The organism is Bradyrhizobium manausense (assembly GCF_018129685.1).
GTDB lineage: Bacteria > Pseudomonadota > Alphaproteobacteria > Rhizobiales > Xanthobacteraceae > Bradyrhizobium > Bradyrhizobium manausense_D.
On the sequence record NZ_JAFCLG010000007.1, the window covers coordinates 150,862 to 173,101 of the forward strand.

The following is a 22,240-nucleotide window of genomic DNA, read 5'->3' on the forward strand; positions in this document are numbered from 1 at the left end:
TTTATCATTAGGCCAATGAGCGTGCGATGGCGGACATCAAGGCAGCCCCCCTGGCTTGGCCGAACCGGCGGATCGCCCCTCGCCTGCTTGACAGGACCGGCCGGACGCGAAATGGATCGCCCTCGAACACGACCCGAGGGAAGGATGACCACGCCCAAACCGCCTGCAGCCTGCTTGATCGGATGGCCGGCCGCGCATTCGCGCTCGCCGTTGATCCATCATTACTGGCTGCGCACGCTCGGCATCGCAGGCGGCTATGTCATCGAGGCCGTTCCGCCCGACGACTTGCGCGACTTCGTGCTCCGGCTGTCGCTGCGTGGTTTCGTCGGCGCCAACGTCACCATTCCGCACAAGGAAGGCGTGCTCGGGCTGTCGTCCCCCGATGCGCGCGCCAAGGCCGTGGGCGCCGCCAACACGCTGTGGTTTTCCGATGGTGAGCTGCGCTCGACCAACACCGACGTCGAGGGCTTTCTCGGCAATCTCGACGCCAGCGCGCCTGGCTGGGACAAGGCCGAGGAGGCGCTCGTGCTCGGCGCCGGCGGCGCCTCGCGTGCGGTGGTGTTCGGCCTGCTGGAACGCGGCTTCACCCGTGTCCATCTTGCCAACCGCACGCTGACGCGGGCCGAGGCGCTGGCGGCGCAGTTCGGGCCGAACGTGCGTCCGCTCGCCTGGGACGGGATCGACGAGGTGCTGCCGCGGGCAAACCTTCTCGTGAACACGACCTCGCTCGGCATGCACGGCCAGCCCGCGCTCGAGATCGATGTGGCGCGGCTGCCGCAGGAGGCCGTCGTCGCCGACCTCGTCTACGTTCCCCTGGTGACGCCGCTGCTCGCGGCCGCCCGGGGCCGTGGGCTGAGGACCGCCGACGGGCTCGGCATGCTGCTGCACCAGGCGGTCCGCGGCTTCGAGCTGTGGTTCGGCCAGCGGCCGCAAGTGACCGCCGAGCTGCGCGCGGTGGTCGAGGCCGATCTCACAAAGACTTGAGAGAATAGGGCGCCGTCTCCGGCGTTCTAACCGGTGGGAATAATCGGAGACATCAATGACGATCCAACGTGCCAGTTTCACGCGCCCGCTCATCGCTGTTGCGATGGTGGCTGCTTCCACCTTTGCCGCCGTCGCGCAAAGGGCGCCGGTGCCGACCCGCGTGCGCGGCACGATCGAAAGCGTCGAGGGCGACACCATGCAGGTCAAGTCGCGCACTGGCGAGGAGGTCAAGCTCCACATCGCTTCCGACGCGCGCATCGCGGATATCATCAAGATTTCGCTTGCTGACATCAAGGTCGGCTCGTTCGTCGGCGTCACCACCGTGCCGGGACCTGACGGCGGCAATAATGCCGTCGAGGTCCACGTGTTTCCGGAGAGCATGCGCGGCACCGGCGAAGGCTCGCGGCCCTACGATCTGAAGCCGAACTCCAGCATGACCAATGCGACGGTGTCGGAGAGCGTCGTGGGCAACGACGGCCACACGCTTGTCGTCAAGTACAAGGACGGCGAGAAGAAGGTCTTCGTCTCCGATATGACGCCGGTCGTAACCTTCATGCCCGGCGACAAGTCCGAATTGAAGCCCGGCGCCAAGGTCATCGCCGTCATGAAGCAATTGCCTGATGGCTCGCTCGAGACCGATCGCGTCAGCGTCGGCCGTGAAGGCCTGACCCCGCCGATGTGATCGGTTGTGCGCTGAACGCGTAGAACCTGAAAGGTGAGTTAGGCGAAGCCGTAACCCACCAAGCTTCCGCAAATGCCGACCGAAGTTGGTGGGTTACGCTCAACGGATTGCGCTTCGCGCATCCGCTGAGCTAACCCACCCTACGGCACTTGCATCCCTACGGTGCCTCCGCAATCACGTGATCGTCGATCTCCTCGATCCGGTTCACGCCGCACAGTCCCATGGTGGTGAGCAGCTCCTTCTGGATGATGTCGATCGCCTTGGCGACGCCGGCCTGGCCGCCGGCGCCCAGCCCGTAAGCATAGGCGCGGCCGATCATGCACGACTTGGCGCCGAGCGCGAGCGCGCGCATCACGTCCTGGCCGGAGCGGATGCCGCCGTCGAACATGATCTCCATCTTCTCGCCGACGGCGTCGACGATCTCCGGCAGCACCTCGATCGAGGACGGTGCGCCGTCGAGCTGACGGCCGCCGTGGTTCGACACGACCAGCGCCTGCGCGCCGGTCTTGGCCGCTTCCTGGGCGTCCTCGACGTCGAGAATGCCCTTGATGATGAGCTTGCCCGGCCAGATGCTCCGGATCCACTCGACGTCCTTCCAGTTCAGCGAGGTGTCGAACTGCGAGGCGGTCCACTCGGCGAGGCGGTTGAGGTCCTCGGTGTTCTTCACGTGTCCTGCGATGTTGCCGAAGGTTCGGCGCTTGCCTTGCAGCACGCCGGAAACCCAGGCCGGCTTGGTCGCGAAGTCGATGAATTTCGACAGCGACCATTCGGGCGGGATCGTCATGCCGTTCTTGATGTCGGCGTGGCGCTGGCCGATCACCTGCAGGTCGACGGTCAACACCAGCGCGCTGCACTTTGCCGCGATGGCGCGCTGGATCAATTCCTTGATGAAGCCGCGGTCCTTCATCACGTAGAGCTGAAACCAGAACGGCTTCTCGACGGCGGCGGCGATGTCCTCGATCGAGCAGATCGACATGGTCGACTGCGTGAACGGGATGCCGGCGGCCTGCGCCGCGCGGCAGGCGTGAATCTCGCCGTCGCCGTGCTGCATGCCGAGCAGGCCGACCGGCGCCAGCACCAGCGGCATGGTCGAGACCTCGCCGAGGATCGTGGTCGAGGTGTCGCGCTTGGAGACGTCGACCAGGATGCGCTGGCGGAACTTGATCTGCTGCAAGTCCTCGCGATTGGCGCGCAGCGTTTCCTCGGCATAGGAGCCGCGGTCGCAATAGTCGAAGAATGCCTTCGGCACGCGGCGCTTATGCAGTGCGCGAAGATCGTCGATACAGGTGATATGCTTCATGAACGTTCCCCGCCCGTCTTGTTTTAGGGAGTCTTGTCTTAGGAAGTCTTGCATCGGAAGGTTTAGGGGTCATCTAGCATGGTTGGATGCACAGCCAAATCGTTTGCGAGAGGGGCGCCATGACCACGCCGCGCACCGGGCCTTCGCCGGAAGAAATCAAGCAGAAGCAGGACCTCGACGACGCGCTGGAGGAGGGGCTGGAGGAGACCTTTCCGGGCTCCGACCCGGTCAACGTCATCCAGCCGGCGCCGAGCCGCGAGGATGGCCACGTCAAGCGAAAGGGCTGAGGCCAGTTCCGCCTCGTTCCCGCGTCCGAAGCGGAAATATAATGTTAACAACAGGTTACCGGTTCGCCGCCAAGTCCGGTTCCGTAATGATTCATCATATTTTTTGAAGCCAATTTAGCGGCCCAGGCATTATAAGACCTCAGCAAATCAGGGATGCGGGTCGCGTCAGGGCACCCGGAGGTTGTGTTGGGGATCCCTGGTTGTTGCGTGGGGGACGATGATGAGCCGCAAATATTTCGGGACGGACGGGATCCGGGGCCGCGCCAACGGACTGATCACGCCGGAGCTCGCGCTCAAGGTCGGCCAGGCCGCCGGCCTTGCGTTTCAGCGCGGCGATCACCGCCACCGGGTCGTGATCGGCAAGGACACGCGGCTGTCCGGCTACATGATCGAATACGCGATGGTCGCGGGCTTCACCTCAGTCGGCATGGACGTGCTCCTGGTCGGCCCGATGCCGACGCCGGCCGTGGCGATGCTGACCAAGTCGATGCGCGCCGATCTCGGCGTCATGATCTCGGCCTCGCACAACCTGTTCGAGGACAACGGCATCAAGCTGTTCGGCCCGCAGGGTTTCAAACTTTCCGACGACGTCGAGAAGCAGATCGAGCTGCTGCTCGACGAGCCGATCGACCGGCGGCTGGCGCAGAGCGCTAGCCTCGGTCGCGCCCGCCGCATCGACGGCGTGCATGACCGTTACATCGAGTTCGCCAAGCGCACGCTGCCGCGCGATCTCTCGCTCGATGGCTTGCGCGTCGTGGTCGATTGCGCCAATGGCGCCGCCTACAAGGTGGTGCCGGAAGCGCTCTGGGAATTGGGCGCCGATGTGGTGCCGATCGGGGTCGAGCCCGACGGCTTCAACATCAACAAGGATTGCGGCTCGACCTCGCCGGAAGCGCTGTCGAAGAAGGTGCGCGAGATGCGCGCCGACATCGGCATCGCGCTGGACGGCGACGCCGACCGCGTCATCCTGGTCGACGAGCGCGGCCATGTCGTCGACGGCGACCAGTTGCTGGCGGTGATCGCGCAGAGCTGGAAGGAAGACGGACGGCTGTCGCGTCCGGGCATCGTCGCCACCGTGATGTCCAATCTCGGCCTCGAGCGTTTCCTGAAAGAGCAGGGGCTCGATCTGGTGCGCACGCCGGTCGGCGACCGCTACGTGCTCGAGCAGATGCTGAGCGGCGGCTACAATCTCGGCGGCGAGCAGTCCGGCCATATCATCCTGTCGGACTACGCCACCACAGGCGACGGTTTCGTGGCCGCGCTGCAGGTGCTGGCGGTGGTGCAGAAGCTGCGCCGGCCGGTCTCCGAGGTCTGCCATCGCTTCGATCCGCTGCCGCAGATCCTCAAGAACGTTCGCCACAAGGGCGGCAAGCCGCTCGACGACACCGATGTGAAGTCGGCGATCTCCGACGGCGAGAAGCGCCTCAACGGCCATGGCCGTTTGCTGATCCGCTCCTCCGGCACCGAGCCCGTGATCCGCGTCATGGGCGAGGGCGAGGACCGCATCCTGGTCGAGGACGTCGTCGACACCATTGTCTCGGCGCTGGGCCAGGCCGCGGCGTGAGCCTTCTTCTTACCCTCCCCTGGAGGGGGAGGGTCGATCGCGCGAAGCGCGAGCGGGGTGGGGTGATCTCCCCACGCGGGCAGCGTCGAGGGCGGAGAGGCCTTCACCCCACCCCGTCTCACATTTCGCAGCGCTCAATGTGAGCCGACCTCCCCCTCCAGGGGAGGGTAAGTGACAAACCTACGCATCCCAGCCATTTGCGATTGGCGGTGGTTTCGCCGTCCCGTGCATCGTAACCAGCGGATGCGGCGGTTCGCCGCCCCTGCCGGGAAGCTCCAGTGAACAAGCCTGTCGTCGTCCATGCGGAAACGCTGACCGAGCCCATCGTCGGCGGCGACGTTGCCCCCGCCGTGAAGGCCGCCGCGGGGCCGGCCTATGTCGTGCTCGCCGGCATCAGCTTCTCGCACTTCCTCAACGACACCATGCAGTCGCTGATCGCCTCGGTGTATCCGATCCTGAAGGATACCTACGCGCTCGACTTCGCGCAGATCGGCATGATCACGCTGGCGTTCCAGTTCACGGCCTCGCTGCTGCAGCCGGTGGTCGGGCATTACACCGACAAGAAGGCGCAGCCTTACTCGCTGTCCATCGGCATGGCCTCGACCTTTTTCGGGCTGCTGCTGCTCAGCGCCGCGCACCAATATCTCGTCATCCTGACTGCGGCCGCGCTGGTCGGTCTCGGCTCGGCGGTGTTTCACCCGGAATCGGCGCGCATCGCGCGGCTCGCCTCGGGCGGCCGCTACGGCTTTGCGCAATCGGTGTTCCAGCTCGGCGGCAGTTTCGGCACCTCGATGGGGCCGGTGCTCGCAGCTCTCATCGTCGTGCCGTTCGGGCAGGGCAGCATCGCCTGGTTCTCCTCGATCGCGTTCCTCGCGATTGTCATCCTCTGGCGTATCGGCCGCTGGTACGAACCGCAGATCACCACCCGGAAACTGGCCCCGGCTCACGCGCAGGAAGGCGGGCCGAGCTCGCGCCGCGTCGCGGTCGCGCTGCTCGTGCTCGTGGCGCTGTTGTTCTCCAAGCAGCTCTACGTCTCGAGCCTGTCGAGCTACTACATCTTCTATCTGATCGACCGCTTCGGCGTGTCGACGCAGGCGGCGCAAATTTATCTCTTCATCTTCCTCGCCGCGAACGCCGTCGGCGCGTTCTTCGGCGGACCGTTAGGGGATCGCTTCGGCCGCAAGATCGTGATCTGGATCTCGATCCTCGGCGCGCTGCCGTTCACGCTGGCGCTGCCTTATGCCGGGCTCTACGCCAGCGCGGTGCTGTCGGTCGTCATCGGGCTCATCATCTCCTCGACGACATCGTCGATCATCGTGTTCGCGCAGGAGCTGGTGCCGCATCGCTTCGGCATGATCTCCGGCGTGTTCTTCGGCGTCGCCTTCGGCATCGGCGGTTTGGGGGCCGCGGTGCTCGGCAAGCTCGCCGATCACACCTCGATCGAGTTCGTCTACCAGGTCTGCGCTTATCTGCCGGCGATCGGCCTGCTTGCGGTGTTTCTGCCCAGGCTGCCGCAGCACAAGCGTTAACGGATCCTGCCTCGCCGCATTGCGGTTTCACCAATCATTAGCAATTGCGGCGCCCACGCGTCTTCCAGCGCATCGGCTGCCGCATTTTTGCAACGCTTGCGCCGCATCCGCGTGTGCGCTCAGAAAAAATCAACCTTAAAAATTAGGGTTAAGTGGCGCTTAAGCATTTGCTGCCATCGTCCGCCTCGTGAGTTTCCAGAACGTGAGGCGCCGGTATTCAGCCTCACCGGCCATAAGGACGAAGCCAATGCGTAGCGTTAAGTCTCTCCTTGCCGCGGGTGCGGCATCTCTGATCTCGTCGATGGCGTTTGCCGCCGATATGCCGATCGCGGCGCCGCCCCCCATGTACGCGCCGCCCGCCCCGCCCGCCGATTTCGGCGGCTGGTATCTGCGCGGCGACATCGGCATGACCAATCAGACCGCCAAGAGCATCGACAGCGCGACCTCGGCGACGTTCCCGACCACGACGGCCGGCCTCGGCTTCGACTCCTCGCCGCTGTTCGACGTCGGTGTCGGCTATCGCTTCAACAACTGGTTCCGCGCCGACGTGACCGGACAGTACCGCGGCAAAGCCAATCTGCACGGTTCGCAGAGCGTCCGCCTCGGCCCGACCGACGTCGAAGCCAACACCTACACCGGCAGCAAGTCCGAGTGGGTCGTCATGGCCAACGCCTATGTCGATCTCGGCACCTGGTGGTGCATCACGCCGTTCATCGGCGCCGGCCTCGGTGGCGCCTACAACCAGCTCTCGAGCTTCCAGGACAACGGCGTCCGCTACACCAACGGCGCGCTGTCCAACAGCGTCACCTATTTCGACACCAACGGTAAGTGGAACTTCGCCTGGGCCGCCCATGCCGGTCTCGCCTACAAGGTCAACCCCGGGTTCACCGTCGAACTGGCCTACAGCTACATGGATCTCGGCGAAGCTTCGCCCGGCAACTTCCGTGCGTTCGATGGCAGCATCTCCGGCCCCACCACCATCAAGGTCAAGAACATCACCTCGAACGACGTGAAGCTCGGCGTGCGCTGGGAGCTCAACACCCCGCCGGCCTATGTGCCGCCGCCGCTCGTCACCAAGGGCTGATCGCAAGCCCCATCGCTTAATACCTCTTAACGGCGCGGGATCATCCCGCGCCGTTTTGCTTTGCATATTTTTCATGGCTGATGGCGACGACAACGCCGGACGCAACCATTGGTTAAGGTTAACGAGCCATGATCACGCTGAAGAGTTCGAGTTCGATGGAGCGTTGCGATGCGTGGGCTTTTGTTGGCGGCGGCGATGTTGGGGACGGTGTCGGCCGCGCACGCGGCCGATATGCCGGATCTGCCCGTCCTGCGCGGCGGCTTCACCGACGGTCTGTCCAGCGGGCGGCCGAACTGGCAGGGCTATTACGTCGGCGGCCAGGGCGACTTCGGTACCATCACATCGAAGATATCGCCCAACATCAACAGCGGCCTGCAGGCGGGTTTCGTATCGCCGGGTCCCACCTATAGTTGGCAACAGCTCGGCTATGCGACGAGCACCTCGGCCGGCTACGGCGCCTTTGCCGGTTACAACGGGCAATGGGACGACGTCGTCATGGGCGTCGAGGCGAACTACATTCACGGCGGCTTCAAGTCGACATCGCATTCGCGCGGGGTGACTTACAACAACAGCAATGTCGTCATCGCCAGCACCGATTCGACGGCGGTGGTCGGCCTGTCCGATTTCGGCTCGCTGCGGGTTCGCGCCGGCTACGCCTGGGGATGCTTCCTGCCCTACGCTTTCATCGGCGGCGGTTTCGGCAGCCAGTCGGTCAACACTTTCATATCGGCCTCGCCGCCGCCGGTGCTTGCGACGCCGACCTCCACCTCCAAGACCACACTCGTCTATGGCTATTCCGCCGGTGTCGGCTTCGACGCCATGCTGGTCGGCGGCCTGTTCGCCCGCGCAGAATATGAATACCAGCGCGTGACCACGAACATCGAGACCAACATCAATACGGTCCGCCTCGGCCTCGGCTACAAGTTCTGACGCCGCTTCGCCGCACTGAGGTTGACAGGCCGGTCACGTCCTGATGCTCTGTCGCGCGACAACAGGGCAGCGGCGATGCAGATTTACGGCGACAGCAATTCCGGCAATTGTCTGAAGGTGAAGTGGGTGTGCGACCATCTCGCATTGCCCTATCGCTGGGTCGAGATCGACACGCGCAAGGGCGAGACGCGCACCCCGCAATTCCTCGCGATGAATGGCGCCGGCCAGGTGCCGACCGTCGCCTTCGACGACGGCCGTACGCTGGCGCAGTCCAACGCCATCATCCGCTATCTCGCCCGCGACAGCGCGCTGCTTCCGCGTGACGCTTTCGCTGCCGCCAAGATGGACGAATGGCTGTTCTGGGAACAATACAGCCACGAGCCCTATATCGCGGTGTGCCGTTTCCAGATGGTCTATCTCGGCAAGGCCGCATCCGAGCTCGATCCTGACAAGGTCAAGCGCGGTTATGCTGCGCTCGATCGGATGGAGCAGCATTTGGCGGCGAGCCGCTTCTTCGCTGGCGACGAGGTGTCGCTGGCCGACGTCTCGTTGCTCGCCTATACGCGCGTGGCGCATGAGGGCGGATTCGATCTCGGCCGCCATGCCGCCATCCGCCGCTGGATCGGCGAGACTGAAACCTATCTTGGCCTGCCGCCGGCGCGCTGAGCTCCGGAGTCTTCCGATGAACGATAAATCCGTCTCCATTCGTCGCGCACGCCGCGAGGACGTCCCCGCGATCGTGGCGATGCTTGCCGACGATCATCTCGGTCGCACCCGCGAGCGCGTCGAAGATCCGCTGCCTGCCGCGTACTATCAGGCATTCGAGCGGGTGGAGCGCGATTCCAATCTGGCGCTGGTGGTCGCCGAGAGCGAGGGCAGGGTGGTCGGCTGCCTGCAGCTCGCCGTGCTCCCGGGCATCAGCTCGCAAGGCGGCGTTCGCGGTTTGCTCGAGGATGTTCGTGTTGCCAGCGACTGTCGCAGCCGCGGCATCGGCGAGCAATTGGTGCAATGGGCGATCGCAGAAGCAAAAGCGCGGGGCTGCAATCTGGTCGAACTGCTGACGCATTCGAGCCGGGTCGATGCGCAGCGCTTCTACAAGCGTCTCGGATTTTCGTTGAGCCATGCCGGCATGACTGTTCGTTTTTGAGGCAACATACGATCAGCGTTGCGCGATCGACGAAATCGGATCGCGCGTTCGTTCATCTTAACAGCTGATAAACTACCCGTTCGTCGTTCACGTGGACCCTGGAACGAATGGTGCTACGCAGCGTCAGGACACCGGGCTCGGTCGGTTCGGGGATTTTCGATGACAAGCTATTCCATGATCAAGGTCGGCAACGATTACGTTGTTCAGGCCAACGACAAATGCATTTTGAAAGTCGGCAGCCGCCGCCGCGCCGTGCAATTGATCAACGAGGCCACGGACTTGCTGAACGCGCTCGCGTCGGTCGAGGCCCCCGGCATCGCCCCGGAAGCGCCATCACTCCAGCGTGAGACGCCGGAACTTCCTTGACTGGTCTTCCCGATTCCCGTATCAGCCGCGGCGGGACACCTCCCCCCAACGGGAGGCTTACTATCTGGAAGGGTAGATCATGACTGTAGCGAAGCCCGCTTCGCGGCCCGCCGTGCCGCATTTCTCCTCCGGCCCCTGCGCCAAGCGCCCCGGCTGGAATGCCCAAAATCTCAAGGACGCAGCGCTCGGCCGTTCGCATCGCGCGAAGGTCGGCAAGACCAAGCTCAAGCTCGCGATCGATCTGACGCGCGAAGTGCTTGAAGTGCCCGCTGATTATCGCATCGGCATCGTGCCGGCGTCCGATACCGGCGCGGTCGAGATGGCGCTGTGGTCGCTGCTCGGTGCGCGGCCCGTCACCACGCTCGCCTGGGAATCCTTCGGCGAGGGTTGGGTCAGTGACATCGTCAAGGAATTGAAGCTCAAGGACGTCACCAAGCTGAACGCAGCCTACGGTGAGATTCCCGATCTCTCCAAGGTCGATCCGAAGAGCGACGTCGTCTTCACCTGGAACGGCACCACATCAGGCGTGCGCGTGCCGAATGCCGACTGGATCAGTGCGACCCGCGAGGGTCTGACGATCTGCGACGCGACGTCTGCCGCCTTCGCGCAGCCGCTCGATTTTGCAAAACTCGATGTCGTCACCTTCTCCTGGCAGAAGGCGCTCGGCGGCGAAGCCGCGCATGGCATGCTGATCCTGTCGCCCCGCGCGGTGGAGCGGCTGGAAACCTACAAGCCGGCCTGGCCGCTGCCGAAGATCTTCCGCATGACCAAGGGCGGCAAGATCAATGAAGGCATCTTCGTCGGCGAGACCATCAACACGCCGTCGATGCTCTGCGTCGAGGACTATCTCGATGCGCTGAACTGGGCCAAGTCGATCGGTGGCCTCAAGGCGCTGATTGCACGCGCCGACGCCAACACCAAGGTGCTCGCCGACTGGAAGGCGAAGACGCCCTGGATCGACTTCCTCGCCAAGGACGCCGCGATCCGCTCCAACACCTCGGTGTGCCTGAAGTTCACCGACCCCGCGATCACCTCGCTCTCCGAAGACGCGCAGGCCGAGTTCTCCAAGAAGCTGGTCGCGCTGATCGAGAAGGAAGGCGCCGGCTACGACTTCGCCTACTACCGCGATGCGCCGGCAGGCCTGCGGATCTGGTGCGGCGCCACCGTCGAGGCCAAGGATGTCGAGATCCTGACGCAGTGGATCGACTGGGCGTTCGCCGAGACCAAGGCCACGCTGGCCAAGGCCGCCTGAGTTCTCAACCCTCCCCTGGAGGGGGAGGGTCGACGCACCGACGAGCATGATCCGGAAAAGTGGTATCCGGTTTTCCGACAAGATCATGCTCAAACGAGACGGTGCGGCGGGGTGGGGTGATCTCTCCACACGGCGCACCGGCGATTCTCTTTTCCGTAGCTTCACCCCACCCCGGCGCTTCGCGCCGACCCTCCCCCTCCAGGGGAGGGTGTGAAGGAAACATTCCGATGACCAAACCCAAAGTTCTCATTTCCGACGCGCTCTCGCCCGCCGCCGTGCAGATATTCAAGGATCGTGGCGTCGAGGTCGACTTCCAGCCCAACCTCGGCAAGGACAAGGACAAGCTCGCCGAGATCATCGGCAATTACGACGGCCTTGCGATCCGCTCCGCGACGAAGGCGACCGCAAAGATCCTGGAGAAGGCGACCAACCTCAAGGTGATCGGCCGCGCCGGCATCGGCGTCGACAATGTCGAGATCCCCGCCGCCACGGCCAAGGGCATCATCGTGATGAACACGCCGTTCGGCAATTCGATCACGACCGCCGAGCATGCGATTACGCTCATGCTGGCGCTCGCCCGCGAGATCCCGCAGGCCGACGCCTCGACCCAGGCCGGCAAGTGGGAAAAGAACCGCTTCATGGGCGTCGAGATCACCGGCAAGGTGCTGGGCGTCGTCGGCTGCGGCAACATCGGCTCGATCGTCGCCGATCGCGCGCTCGGCCTGCGCATGAAGGTGGTCGCGTTCGATCCGTTCCTGTCGCCGGAGCGCGCCAAGGACATCGGCGTCGAGAAGGTCGATCTCGATGATTTGCTCAAGCGCGCCGATTTCATCACGCTGCACACGCCGCTGACCGAGAAGACGAAGAACATCATCGACGCTGCTGCGATCGCCAAGATGAAGAAGGGCGTGCGCCTGATCAATTGCGCCCGCGGCGGTCTCGTCGACGAGCAGGCCGTGGTCGATGCGCTCAACGCCAAGCACATCGCCGGCGCCGCCTTCGACGTGTTCGTCGAGGAGCCCGCGACCTCGAACGTGCTGTTCGGCCATCCCAACGTGATCTGCACGCCGCATCTCGGCGCGTCCACCACGGAAGCGCAGGAGAACGTCGCCCTGCAGGTCGCCGAGCAGATGTCGGACTATTTGCTCACCGGCGCGATCTCGAACGCGGTCAACTTCCCCTCGATCACCGCGGAAGAAGCGCCGAAGCTCAAGCCCTTCATCGCGCTCGCCGAGAAGCTCGGCTCGTTCGCCGGCCAGCTCACGGAGAGCGGCATCCTCAAGGTCGAGATCACCTATGAGGGCCATGTCGCCGAGATGAAGATCAAGGCGATCACGTCGGCCGTGCTGTCGGGCCTGCTGCGCCCCATGCTGGGCGAAGTCAACGTCGTCTCCGCACCCGTGGTCGCCAAGGAGCGCGGCATGGTGGTGGACGAGATCGTCCGCGCCGCGCAAAGCGACTATGAGAGCCTGATCACCGTGACGGTTGCGACCGAACGCCAGGAGCGCTCGGTGTCCGGCACGGTCTATCACGACGGCAAGCCGCGCCTGGTCGACATCAAGGGCATCCGCGTCGATGCCGAGTTCGGCAAGTCGATGATCTACGTCACCAACGAGGACAAGCCGGGCTTCATCGGCGCTTTTGCGAGCCTGCTCGGCGACGCCAGGATCAACATCGCGACCTTCCATCTCGGCCGCGTCGCGCAAGGCGGCGATGCCATCGCGCTGGTCGAGGTCGACGGCGCCGTGCCGGCCGATCTGCTCGCCAAGGTGCAGGCGCTGCCGCAGGTCAAGCAGGCCAAGGCGCTGACGTTCTGATACACCGTCATTCCGGGGCTCGCGAAGCGAGAACCCGGAATCTCGAGATTCCGGATGCGATGCTTACGCATCGCTCCGGAATGACGATCATCATATCATATATTCCGACATGCGGAACAACGCCGCCGTTCTCGCAAGGGGCGGCGTTTTTGTTGATGCAGCGCGGCGCTTTATTTCTCCCAAGCCCGCCAAACTTTGTGTACCAATGGCGTCCAGAACGCCTCCGTACCATCGTTCGAAAGGGAGAAAACAATGCGTGAAGCCGTCATCGTTTCCTACGCGCGCACGGGCCTGGCCAAGTCCGGCCGTGGCGGGTTCAACATCACGCCGCCGATGTCGCTCGCGGCCCACGCCATTCACCACGCGGTCGACCGCGCCGGCGTCGAGAAGGATTATGTCGAGGATTGCTATCTCGGCAATTGCGCCCATGGCGCGCCGAACATCGGCCGTCAGGCCGCGTTGCTCGCAGGGCTGCCGAAGTCGACCGGCGGCGTCTCGGTGAACCGCTTCTGCTCGTCGGGCCTGCAGACCATCGCGATGGCCGCGAACTCGATCCGTTCGGACGGTGCCGACTGCATCGTCGCCGGCGGCGTCGAGAGCATCTCGATGCCTGGTGGCGGCACGCCGAAGGAGACGGTCGATCCGGAGTTGCTCAAGACCGCGCCTGATATCTTCATGGCGATGATCGATACCGCCGACATCGTCGCCGAGCGCTACAAGGTCAGCCGCGAATACCAGGACGAATATTCGCTGGAGTCGCAGCGCCGCATGGCCTCGGCGCAGCAGGCGGGCAAGTTCAAGGACGAGATCGTCCCGATGAAGACCAGGATGAAGGTGGTCGACAAGGCCACCAAGGCCGAATCGATCGTCGACTACGTCGTCGATCGCGACGAGTGCAACCGCCCTGACACCACGCTGGAAGGATTGGCAAAGCTCGAGCCGGTGAAGGGCCCGGGAAAGTTCGTCACCGCCGGCAATGCCAGCCAGCTCTCCGACGGCGCCGCCGCCGTCGTGCTGATGGAAGCCAAGGATGCCGAGAAGCGCGGCCTCAAGCCGCTCGGCCGTTTCGTCGCCTGGGCAGCCGCAGGCTGCGAGCCGGACGAGATGGGCATCGGCCCGATCTTCGCCGTGCCGAAGCTGCTCAAGCGTCATGGCCTCAAGATCGACGACATCGATCTCTGGGAGCTCAACGAGGCCTTCGCCAGCCAGTGCCTCTATTCGCGCGACAAGCTCGGCATCGATCCTGACAAGTACAACGTCAACGGCGGCTCGATCGCGATCGGCCATCCCTTCGGCATGACAGGCGCACGTCTCACCGGCCATCTGCTGCAGGAAGGCGCCCGCCGCAAGGCCAAGTGGGGCGTCGTGACCATGTGCATCGGCGGCGGCCAGGGCGGCGCCGGCCTGTTCGAGATCTACAGCTGATCCACGACCATTGAAACGTGAAGGGCACGGCGCCGCAAACGCCGTGCCTGTTGCGGACCGATCGCCACGAAACGACAAGCCTCGCGTCGCTATTGCTTGCGACCCGCGAGCATTCGTCCGACGCAGGCGTTGAACGCCTGCGTATTGCCTCCGGCGCCATTGCGCCCATACTCCCAGGCTCCCGTGGCGGGATTGCACTTGCCGCCGATCTCGACGGCGCATCGCTGGCTGATGCCGCTACATTGTCCGCCTCGCCCGGGGCGCTGCTCCGTCGATTTGGAATTTGGCGTCTCGGGCTTGGAGGCACGCGGCCGGTCCGGTGTCCGCGCAGGCGCGCCGTCCTGATCCTTTGCGGCGCACTCGCCATTCTCGTTCAACGCCTGTCCGCGCTGACATGTCACCTTCACACATTGCTCGCCGGCTGGCTTGAAGCCGCGCTCGCAGACCAGCGGGCAGACGCGACCCGGCTTGGCCTTGATGGCTTCAAGCGCATCGAGGCTCGCGAGCTTGGGATCGAGTTTGGTCCCGGCGAATTTGTTGAACGTCGAAAGCGACCGCTGCGAGATCGCAGTCCAGTCGTCATCGGCCGCTTCCGTCATGCAACCGACGCGGCGCAGTTCGAGCTGCACCAGCTTGGCGAGGTCCGGCGGGGTCGGGGCAGGCTGGCTTTGGGGCGGCGTGAGCGCGGCGAGGTCGCCTTGGCTTGTGGCGGCTAGAGGCTTGTCGGTCGGCTGCTTTTCGCGAAGCTTCGCGTCCGCGATCAGCTTTGTCTCGGACGCCGCCTTGTCCGGCTGGGCCGTCTTGGCGAGGTCGGCCGCAGGCCGGGTATTTTCCTCGGCCGGTCCGGCCTTCGCGGCCGCCGCCGCGCGGGTCTCTTCGACGGCGATGCGGTTCAATTGCCCCTTGGCGAGGCTGGCGTAAAAACCGTCGGGATATTGCGCCAGGAATGCGGTCCAGACTTCTCTGGTGCCGATCTGGAGCGCCAGCTCGTAGTCGCGGCGGACGGCATCCTGCGGGCTCGCTTGCGGCGATGTCGCAGCCGGCTTCGCCGGGACCAGCGGCACGTCTTCGCCGCCAAGGGAGCCATAAACATAGGGTTCCTGCCTGTAACCGGTGCTCTTCAAGACATCGTCGCGTACAAACCCGAACGCCTTGCGCAAATCGAGACCGGGGGTCGGAAGCCGCTCGACGAGCGCTGCCGCGAACGGGCTGTTTTTCCAATCTCCGTCCGAAGCCGTCGATCCTGCTTTTGCCGCAAAGGCGATCATGGTGTTCGGAGTGGTCGGCTCGACCTTTGCGAGCCCGCGCCCGATGGCGCGCGCAGCGACCGTGCGCTTCATGGATTTGGCGAATGGATTGTCGCGGCAGGCGTCCAGGATCACGAGCCGCAACTGTCTGGCAGGCTCAACGGCGAAGAGCGCGCGGTCAAGCGCCACCGTCTCGTCCAGAACGTCACTGTCGGTCTCGAGCGCCGCGTCGGTCGGGATCAGGTAATTGGTCCCGTCCAGCTCGATGCCGTGACCGGCGTAGTAGATGATGGCGACGTCGGCGTCGCGCACCCGCCCACCGAATTCGCGCAGGGCTTTCCGCATGTCGACGGCATTCAGATCCGTCTTGATGTCGACCGAGTCGAATCCCGCGTTCTTGAACATGCCGCCAACCAGGACGGCGTCGTTCACGGGATTGGTCAGCCGGGGCACGCTCTTGTAGGCGGAATTGCCCAGCACCAGCGCTACCCGACGCGCAGCTTCTGCCGAATCCGAGCTGAGCCAGAGAACCGAAAGAACCAGGCAAAACAGCCGAAGGGCACCCATTCGAAAACCTGAAATCGCAATGCGACAAAGATCATTCAGAGCGTCGTCCAACGCAAGCGCCGTCTCCGTGATAGACGTCACTCTCGGGCACAAATGTCCTGCAAACGGGCCGATACGCGCGCGGGAACCCGGTTCGCCCACGCGAGATCGGCATGGGGCACGAAGCGGCGGAATTCTGCGCGGCGCCTCACGCCCGCGCCGCCACGGGCGCGAACGTCACCTCGATCAGCGTGCCGGAGTTTGCCGCGCTCTTGATGTTGAACCGGGCGCGGTTGGCTTCGACCAGCGCCTTGGTCAGCGACAGGCTCAGCGCGGAATTGTCAGAGGCATCGCCCGGCGGCGGCGTGCGGAACGGCTCCATGGCGGCGGCGACTTCCTTTTCGCTGAGGCCATGGCCGGTGTCCCTGATACGAAGCGCCACCTCGCCGCGATCGGACAGCGCGGTCGAGACGATGATCTGGCCGCCGGCGCTGGCGAGCCTGATCGAGTTCGAAATCAGATTCATCGTCACCTGCCGCAGCGCGCGCGCATCGGCGGTCACCTGCGGCAGCGCGTGCGCGAGCGAGGTGCGGATGATGATGCGCTCGCGATTGGCCTGCGGCTGCATCACCGTGACGCAGGCTTCGACGAGGTCGTTGAGATTGAGGTTGGCGAAGGCAAGATCGAGCTTGCCGGTCTCGATCCGCGACAGCTCCAAGAGATCGTCGATGATGGCGATCACGCGCTCGCCGGAGGCGCGGATGTCCTTCATGTATTCGCCGTAGCGCTCATTGCCGAGCGCGCCGAAACGCTCCGAGATCATCACCTCGGCAAAGCCGATGATGGCGTTGAGCGGCGTGCGGATCTCGTGGCTGATCCGCGCCAGCATGTCGGCCTTGGCATTGGCGGCGCCATCGACCAGGCGCCGCGCCTGCGTCAGCTCGCTCTCGTCCTTCTTGGCGTGCGACAGATCGCGGAACACGGCGAAGAAGTTCGGGCCGTCGGGCCGGGTGCGGCCCATGATCATGGCGAGCGGCAGCACGCCGCCCTTCTTCTCGCGGCCCAGCACCTCGCGGCCGTGATCGAGCAGGCTCGCAATGTCCTGGCTCTTCAGGCTTTCGAGATAGTCGACGACGATCTCTTGGCTCTCCGGCGCGAACAGCGTCAGCAGGTTGAGCTGCAGCAGCGCCTCGCCGTCATAGCCGAACAGCGCCTCGGCGCTGCGATTGCAGGCGTGGATGTTGCCTTCGGAATCGAACATCACGATGCCCTCGGCCGTGGTGTCGAGGATCGCGGCGAGATCTTCCGCATCGGCCTCGCCGGCCTCCGGCTCGAGATCCGGCGCGGAGGGGAAGGGTTCGGGCACGATGGTCCCGGCGGCGACCGGCGGCGCGGCGATCGCAGGCGCGGCCGAGACGGGCTCGGCATGCGGCAGCGCGCAGATCAGCGCATGCGCGCTGGCGCCGTCCCAGTCGATCGTGTGCAGATGCGCTTCCGTGGTCGCCGGCGGCTGCTCGCCATTGGCAATGGCGGAGCTGATCGTCACCGGCGTTCCTGATTGCGACGTGCTGCTCGCGGCGGAGACGCCGGGCTCGACGTAAAGTGCGTCCAGCCCACCGGCGTCTTCCAGCGCGCCGAGACTCGCGTAGCCCATGCGCGCGAGGAAAGCGGGGTTGGCGTAGAGCAGGCGATCGAGCCGGTAGATCAGCATGCCCGATGGCACGAGATCGAGCAGCGCGCGGTCGCGCATGCTGTGGCCCTGCGCGGGCGGCGCGGGCTCGGTCAGCCATCCGGCCGCAGCCGGCGGTGCTTCAAGCTCCGACGTCACGGGTTCAGTGATCAGAGGCTCGGTGACGACAGGCTCCAGCTGCACCGTTTCATGTGCGGTCTCGTCCGCCGGCGGTTCGGCCGCCGCGGAGGCCATCGTCTCACGATCGCGCTCGAGCCGCTCGGACAATTGCCGCGCGAGCTCGTTGAACGCGCTGTTCTCGACCGGCGTCAGCGTGGGTGATCTCTGGTCACCTGTTGACCTCAGGTCACCTGTTGACCTGGAGTCACCGGGTGCGCGGAATGGCACGACATTCGGAGGCGTTTCCACTGGCGTTTCCAATTCGGCTTGGTGTGAATTCGCTTCGGTTGTGAGTGCAGGCGGTTCGGGGTCGGTTGGAGTCTCGGACGCAGTCTCGACTTCGGCCTCAACTTCGGCCTCAACTTGGGCTTTGGGCTCAGGCTCAGGCGGCGGCTCGGCCGGAGTGTCCGCCGCGACCGCAGGCCTGGCCTCCGCTGCGGGATCGGGCGCGACGGTTTCGGCCGCAAGGCCGTGCTGCGCCTGCGGCGCGACCAACAGCTCATAGCGGCGGAGCGCATCCAGCCGGTTCAGCCCGTCGAGATCGCGGCAGACGCCAAAACCCTTGAAGCCCGCGAAGTTGCGATCGCGGTCGTAGACCGGCAAGCCCGCCAGCTCGACCGGCAGATGCTCGCCGCCGTCGGCCGGCCAGTTCACGGTGATGCCGGCCCAGGTGTCGTGGCTGGCGAGCGCCTGCGCCACGCGGCCGTCGGGATCGAGCGCAAATTGCTCTGATATCTCGCGCCAAGTCCGCCCGAAGCCAGGCGGGCCGAACCCGGCCGCGGTGTGCGGCCCGATCAGGCGGATGAACTCGTCAGAGCCGAGCACGAAGCGTCCCTGCGCATCCATCTGCCACAGGAAGCGCAGCGGATGCTGGCGCGGTGTCTCCGCTTGGGCAGGCGGCGGCTCGACCATGGCTGTGGTGATCGGCACGGCTTGCGGCGGCACGATGGCCTCGGGCGGGTTTTCAACCGGTGTTTCCGCCGCGGGTTCGACCGTGGGCACGGTCGTTTTCTGGGCAGGCGCCTCGTCCGCCTCGGCGAACGGATCGAACATCGCGATCCCGGCATCCAGCCCGTGCGCTTGTGGAGTCTCGACGGCCGCCTGCGGGGCGGGCTCGTCAGGCACCTCGGCCGCGGGAGCCGGCATCGCTTCTGGCGCGGCATCCTGCACGCTTTCGGCTGCCGGCTGAGCCTGCGCCGCCGCCTCGATCATCGCGATGAGGCCGACATCGCTACCTGTGCCGACCCGCTGCAGCACCATGTTGCCGATACCGATGGGCACCTCGGCGCGGCCGTTTTTCAGCGCATCGCTGCGCGCCTGCTCGAGGCCGGCTTCACTGAGATCGCGAAAGCCGAGCAGGGGGCGCGCGGCGTCGCTGGCGCCGGCGAACATGCCGTCAGGCGCGAACGCCGCCATCGGCACCGACGCGCCGTCGACGAGACCATGCAGCCGCTCGACCAGCGGCATGCTGCGCGCACCCGCATCCATCGCGGAGACGAGCACGCCTTCAGTGCCATCGGAAAAGGCGATCCGCGCGCAGGCGCAGGTCATCAGCGTGCCGAGGCGGGCACCAAAGCCGCGCATCCGCTCCAGCCTGATGGCACCGTTCGCGGAGAGCCGGCGGCCGAGCTGCGCGACCTGGCGGCGATGGCTGTCGGCCGGTCCGAACGTCCTTTGCGCGAGGATGGCCGCATTGGCCACGCCGAAGAATTTCGCGCCGACCGCATTGGCCCACAGCACGCGCGCACCGTCGGGCGACCAGAGCCAGGCCGGCAGGGGCGAGGTTGCATGCACGGACAGCCTGGGATCGCCGACGCTCCGCAACTGGAAATCCGAATTCGTCATCCGACCGGCTTGTATCTCGCGCTCGCGCGTCACGCAGGGCGACTGCCCGGAATGGCAGCCTTAAGAAAGAGTTAGTATCGCCCGCGGCCGCGGGCAGGTCCACGCCCCCTGTCTAGGGGGGAGGTCCTAAAGCCGCGATAACCTTAATCCAGCCGCCCCCGCAAGGCATCGCGCGGCCGCATCCGCAGGATTCGCCGGGAGTTTGAATGCGAGGCAGTGACCCGCGCCCGGCAAAAGGTGCGTTCCCTCCCCCTCCTGCGCCTTCAAAAAATGATGCACGCACCTCAACTCCCGGTTCCCCCGCCGGGGAACACTCACCCCTGGGATTAAATTATCGCAACGCACCCGCTGTCACATTGCGCCGCACAATGCTGACATGTTAAGCAGGGATACTACTGGGCACTGGACGACGAGCCTCTCGTGTTCTGCGTATCCAGTTTTCGTACCCGCCACTTGCAAAAAAGAAATGGCCCCGGTTGGCCGGCGGGCGCGCCAGGTTCACTCCAATATTCAACGACCGTGAGGGACAACCATGACAGGTGCGACTGATCCATTCTCTGCCTCCGTGATTCCGTTCGAGGTCCCGGAGCAGGTGCGTGCGTTCGCTGAAAAAGGCGTTTCGCAGGCGCGTGAAAACTACGCCAAGTTCAAGGACGCCGCCGAGAGCCACAACGTCACCATCGAGGCCGTGTTCTCCTCCGCCCACAAGGGCGCGAGCGAATACGCCGCCAAGGTGATGGAGTTCATGAAGGCCAACACCCAGGCCCATCTCGACTTCACCCAGGAGCTGTTCAGCGTGAAGTCGCCGACCGACGCCTTCCAGCTCTGGACCGGCCATTCCAAGAAGCAGCTCGAGACCTTCCAGGCCCAGGCCAAGGAACTCGCCGAGATCGCGCAGCGGGCGGCCACTGCCGCCGCCGAGCCGATCAAGGCCAGCGCCTCGAAGTTCTACCCCGCCGCCTGATCTTTCGGCAGGGTCGTGAGTTGAAGAACCCGGGCCTCATGGGCCCGGGTTTTTTCACCTCTCCCGCTTGCGGGAGAGGTCGGCGCGGAGCGCCGGGTGAGGGTTCCCTCCCCACGGGGAGTTTCCCCCAATATGCCGATTTCATCGCGCAGAAGATGATTTCTGCTGGTTTTTCGTCCGTTTGCGGCCTTGCCAAAAACGGCCGTTGCACCTAGTTTCCGCCCCGTCCAGCCCCCCTCGGTACCGGCCCGTCCAGGCGCCCAAGGCGGCTCGCAAGGATGCAGTTGTAGCTCAGTTGGTTAGAGCGCCTGTCTGTGGAACAGGAGGTCGGTGGTTCGAGCCCACCCAACTGTACCAGCGGTGTGGATAATTCGAATTCCCCCTCTTATCGGCTGCCCGAAGGGTGCAACGGCAAAGCTTTCGCTGCTGTTATCCGGCCTCCAACAGCGGTACATTTCGCAAGTCGCGGCAGACCCTATCCAAAGAAGACCCGTGGTTATCCGTTTCCATCGTCGTGGGCATGCACTACTCGCGGGCCGAGGCAATATTGGCGAAGCCCCGCTAAGTCCCCGAGAAAACTTTTGGCTTGCCTGAAGGCCTCTGTACCGAGAAGGGAACTCAGTATTTGCAAAGCGCCTTTGCATTGGGGATGAAGGTTTCCAACTATGCGGCTCACTGCTCGCGCAAGCTGAAGTCCGTGCTTTCCACGCAGCCATAAACTGAAGTCGTCTTTTTGAAATTTCCGCGCAAGCGACAGCACTGAGTGAAAGTCGACCGACTCTCCAGCCCGCAAAAGTTGGCCGAGGGCTTTGGTCCTTCTTTGCCGGTTGGGTTTGATGTCCGTCGAAACCTTTACCAAATCGGCGCACGAGATGGAATCAAAGTCCGCACTCCGATTGAACGATCGGATCGCACAAAGGACAGCCATCGGGACGATGGTCGTTCTTACTGCCACCTTTAGGTTTGCTTCAAATGTGGCGACCAATTCGCCGATCGTTTTATTGGATAACTGACTGCCGCCAAATTTGCGCAGGATGTATTCGAAGTATTTTGGATCGACAAAGTAGCTCTCTATTGAATATCCCCGCGTCTTGTGAACGCCAGGGTCATCGAATTGTAAATAGTCGTCGAAGTCCTTGTCGGCGAGAAAAAGAAGCCGCTCGGGCTGAACCCCGAGCTTGTAGGATTCCAAAAATGCCTTCAGAGCAAGGAGGGATGGCTTTCCGGAGCAGTGGAAAAAGAAAATGCTCTTGCCGGGAAAATAGTCTGCGAGGAAATCGAAATAAAAGGGCTGGTCATCGGGACCCTCGACAACCACTACAATCTGCTCCGAGTCGTACTTGGATAGAAAGAACTGAAGGATTGTCGCGTTTGGGTTGCGTTGCTCTTGGAGAAGAAGCGTCTCGAAATCTGACATTAGAG

At 64.3% G+C, this 22,240-nt stretch carries 18 protein-coding genes and 1 tRNA gene; 15 read left to right on the forward strand and 4 right to left on the reverse strand.

The features are described from left to right. Positions 1-144: 144 nt before the first annotated feature. The gene (locus JQ621_RS18925; RefSeq protein ID WP_212236177.1) at positions 145-984 is read left to right on the forward strand and encodes a shikimate dehydrogenase; all 840 of its coding nucleotides are present in this window, start codon (positions 145-147) and stop codon (positions 982-984) included. A gap of 55 nt (positions 985-1,039) precedes the next feature. Further along, on the forward strand, positions 1,040-1,666 hold the full coding sequence (locus tag JQ621_RS18930; protein ID WP_212236178.1) for a hypothetical protein: 627 nt from the start codon (positions 1,040-1,042) through the stop codon (positions 1,664-1,666). A 157-nt stretch (positions 1,667-1,823) separates the two neighbouring features. Here the strand turns inward: JQ621_RS18930 and JQ621_RS18935 are convergent, their stop codons facing one another. Continuing rightward, complete coding sequence (locus JQ621_RS18935; RefSeq protein ID WP_212236179.1) at positions 1,824-2,966, reverse strand: alpha-hydroxy acid oxidase; 1,143 nt, start codon at positions 2,964-2,966, stop codon at positions 1,824-1,826. A 119-nt stretch (positions 2,967-3,085) separates the two neighbouring features. On the opposite strand from JQ621_RS18935, the gene JQ621_RS18940 reads away from it, so the two are divergent. The 11 genes from JQ621_RS18940 (at position 3,086) to JQ621_RS18990 (ending at position 14,367) form a co-directional block, all read left to right on the forward strand. Further along, positions 3,086-3,253, forward strand: a complete 168-nt coding sequence (locus JQ621_RS18940; protein ID WP_212236180.1) for a hypothetical protein — start codon at positions 3,086-3,088, stop codon at positions 3,251-3,253. A 220-nt stretch (positions 3,254-3,473) separates the two neighbouring features. After that, positions 3,474-4,817 carry a phosphoglucosamine mutase gene (gene glmM, locus JQ621_RS18945; protein WP_212236181.1) on the forward strand — a complete coding sequence of 448 codons (1,344 nt, stop codon included), beginning with the start codon at positions 3,474-3,476 and terminating at the stop codon, positions 4,815-4,817. Positions 4,818-5,095: 278 nt separating this feature from the next. Next, positions 5,096-6,346 carry an MFS transporter gene (locus JQ621_RS18950; RefSeq protein WP_212236182.1) on the forward strand — a complete coding sequence of 417 codons (1,251 nt, stop codon included), beginning with the start codon at positions 5,096-5,098 and terminating at the stop codon, positions 6,344-6,346. Between the two features lie 247 nt (positions 6,347-6,593). Beyond that, entirely contained in the window at positions 6,594-7,430 is an 837-nt protein-coding gene (locus tag JQ621_RS18955) for an outer membrane protein (RefSeq protein WP_212236183.1), read from the forward strand. A 168-nt stretch (positions 7,431-7,598) separates the two neighbouring features. Next, positions 7,599-8,360 carry an outer membrane protein gene (locus JQ621_RS18960; protein ID WP_212236184.1) on the forward strand — a complete coding sequence of 254 codons (762 nt, stop codon included), beginning with the start codon at positions 7,599-7,601 and terminating at the stop codon, positions 8,358-8,360. A gap of 75 nt (positions 8,361-8,435) precedes the next feature. Next, positions 8,436-9,026, forward strand: a complete 591-nt coding sequence (locus JQ621_RS18965) for a glutathione S-transferase family protein (protein ID WP_212236185.1) — start codon at positions 8,436-8,438, stop codon at positions 9,024-9,026. Between the two features lie 16 nt (positions 9,027-9,042). Beyond that, positions 9,043-9,507: a GNAT family N-acetyltransferase gene (locus JQ621_RS18970; RefSeq protein ID WP_212236186.1), complete on the forward strand. Its 465-nt coding sequence runs from the start codon at positions 9,043-9,045 to the stop codon at positions 9,505-9,507. A gap of 174 nt (positions 9,508-9,681) precedes the next feature. Next, the gene (locus JQ621_RS18975) at positions 9,682-9,873 is read left to right on the forward strand and encodes a hypothetical protein (protein WP_249125383.1); all 192 of its coding nucleotides are present in this window, start codon (positions 9,682-9,684) and stop codon (positions 9,871-9,873) included. Positions 9,874-9,952: 79 nt separating this feature from the next. Further along, positions 9,953-11,125: a phosphoserine transaminase gene (locus JQ621_RS18980; protein ID WP_212236188.1), complete on the forward strand. Its 1,173-nt coding sequence runs from the start codon at positions 9,953-9,955 to the stop codon at positions 11,123-11,125. Positions 11,126-11,352: 227 nt separating this feature from the next. Continuing rightward, positions 11,353-12,942 (forward strand): phosphoglycerate dehydrogenase, encoded by a 1,590-nt coding sequence (serA, locus tag JQ621_RS18985; protein WP_212236189.1) that lies wholly within the window; start codon positions 11,353-11,355, stop codon positions 12,940-12,942. Between the two features lie 252 nt (positions 12,943-13,194). After that, a complete protein-coding gene (locus JQ621_RS18990; protein WP_212236190.1) occupies positions 13,195-14,367 on the forward strand; it encodes a thiolase family protein in 1,173 nt (390 codons plus the stop codon). A gap of 89 nt (positions 14,368-14,456) precedes the next feature. Here the strand turns inward: JQ621_RS18990 and JQ621_RS18995 are convergent, their stop codons facing one another. Beyond that, positions 14,457-16,181: a caspase family protein gene (locus tag JQ621_RS18995; protein ID WP_212236191.1), complete on the reverse strand. Its 1,725-nt coding sequence runs from the start codon at positions 16,179-16,181 to the stop codon at positions 14,457-14,459. A gap of 187 nt (positions 16,182-16,368) precedes the next feature. Then, positions 16,369-19,854: a PAS domain-containing sensor histidine kinase gene (locus JQ621_RS19000; RefSeq protein ID WP_212236192.1), complete on the reverse strand. Its 3,486-nt coding sequence runs from the start codon at positions 19,852-19,854 to the stop codon at positions 16,369-16,371. A 532-nt stretch (positions 19,855-20,386) separates the two neighbouring features. Here JQ621_RS19000 and JQ621_RS19005 point away from each other — a divergent pair. Both JQ621_RS19005 and JQ621_RS19010 read left to right on the forward strand, forming a co-directional pair. Beyond that, positions 20,387-20,818, forward strand: coding sequence for a phasin (locus tag JQ621_RS19005; RefSeq protein WP_212236193.1), 432 nt, complete (start codon positions 20,387-20,389; stop codon positions 20,816-20,818). 280 nt (positions 20,819-21,098) lie between these two features. Continuing rightward, a tRNA-His gene (locus JQ621_RS19010) sits at positions 21,099-21,175 on the forward strand. A gap of 139 nt (positions 21,176-21,314) precedes the next feature. On the opposite strand, the gene JQ621_RS19015 is transcribed toward JQ621_RS19010, so the two are convergent. Continuing rightward, positions 21,315-22,235 (reverse strand): DUF4435 domain-containing protein, encoded by a 921-nt coding sequence (locus JQ621_RS19015; RefSeq protein ID WP_212236194.1) that lies wholly within the window; start codon positions 22,233-22,235, stop codon positions 21,315-21,317. Positions 22,236-22,240 lie beyond the last annotated feature (5 nt).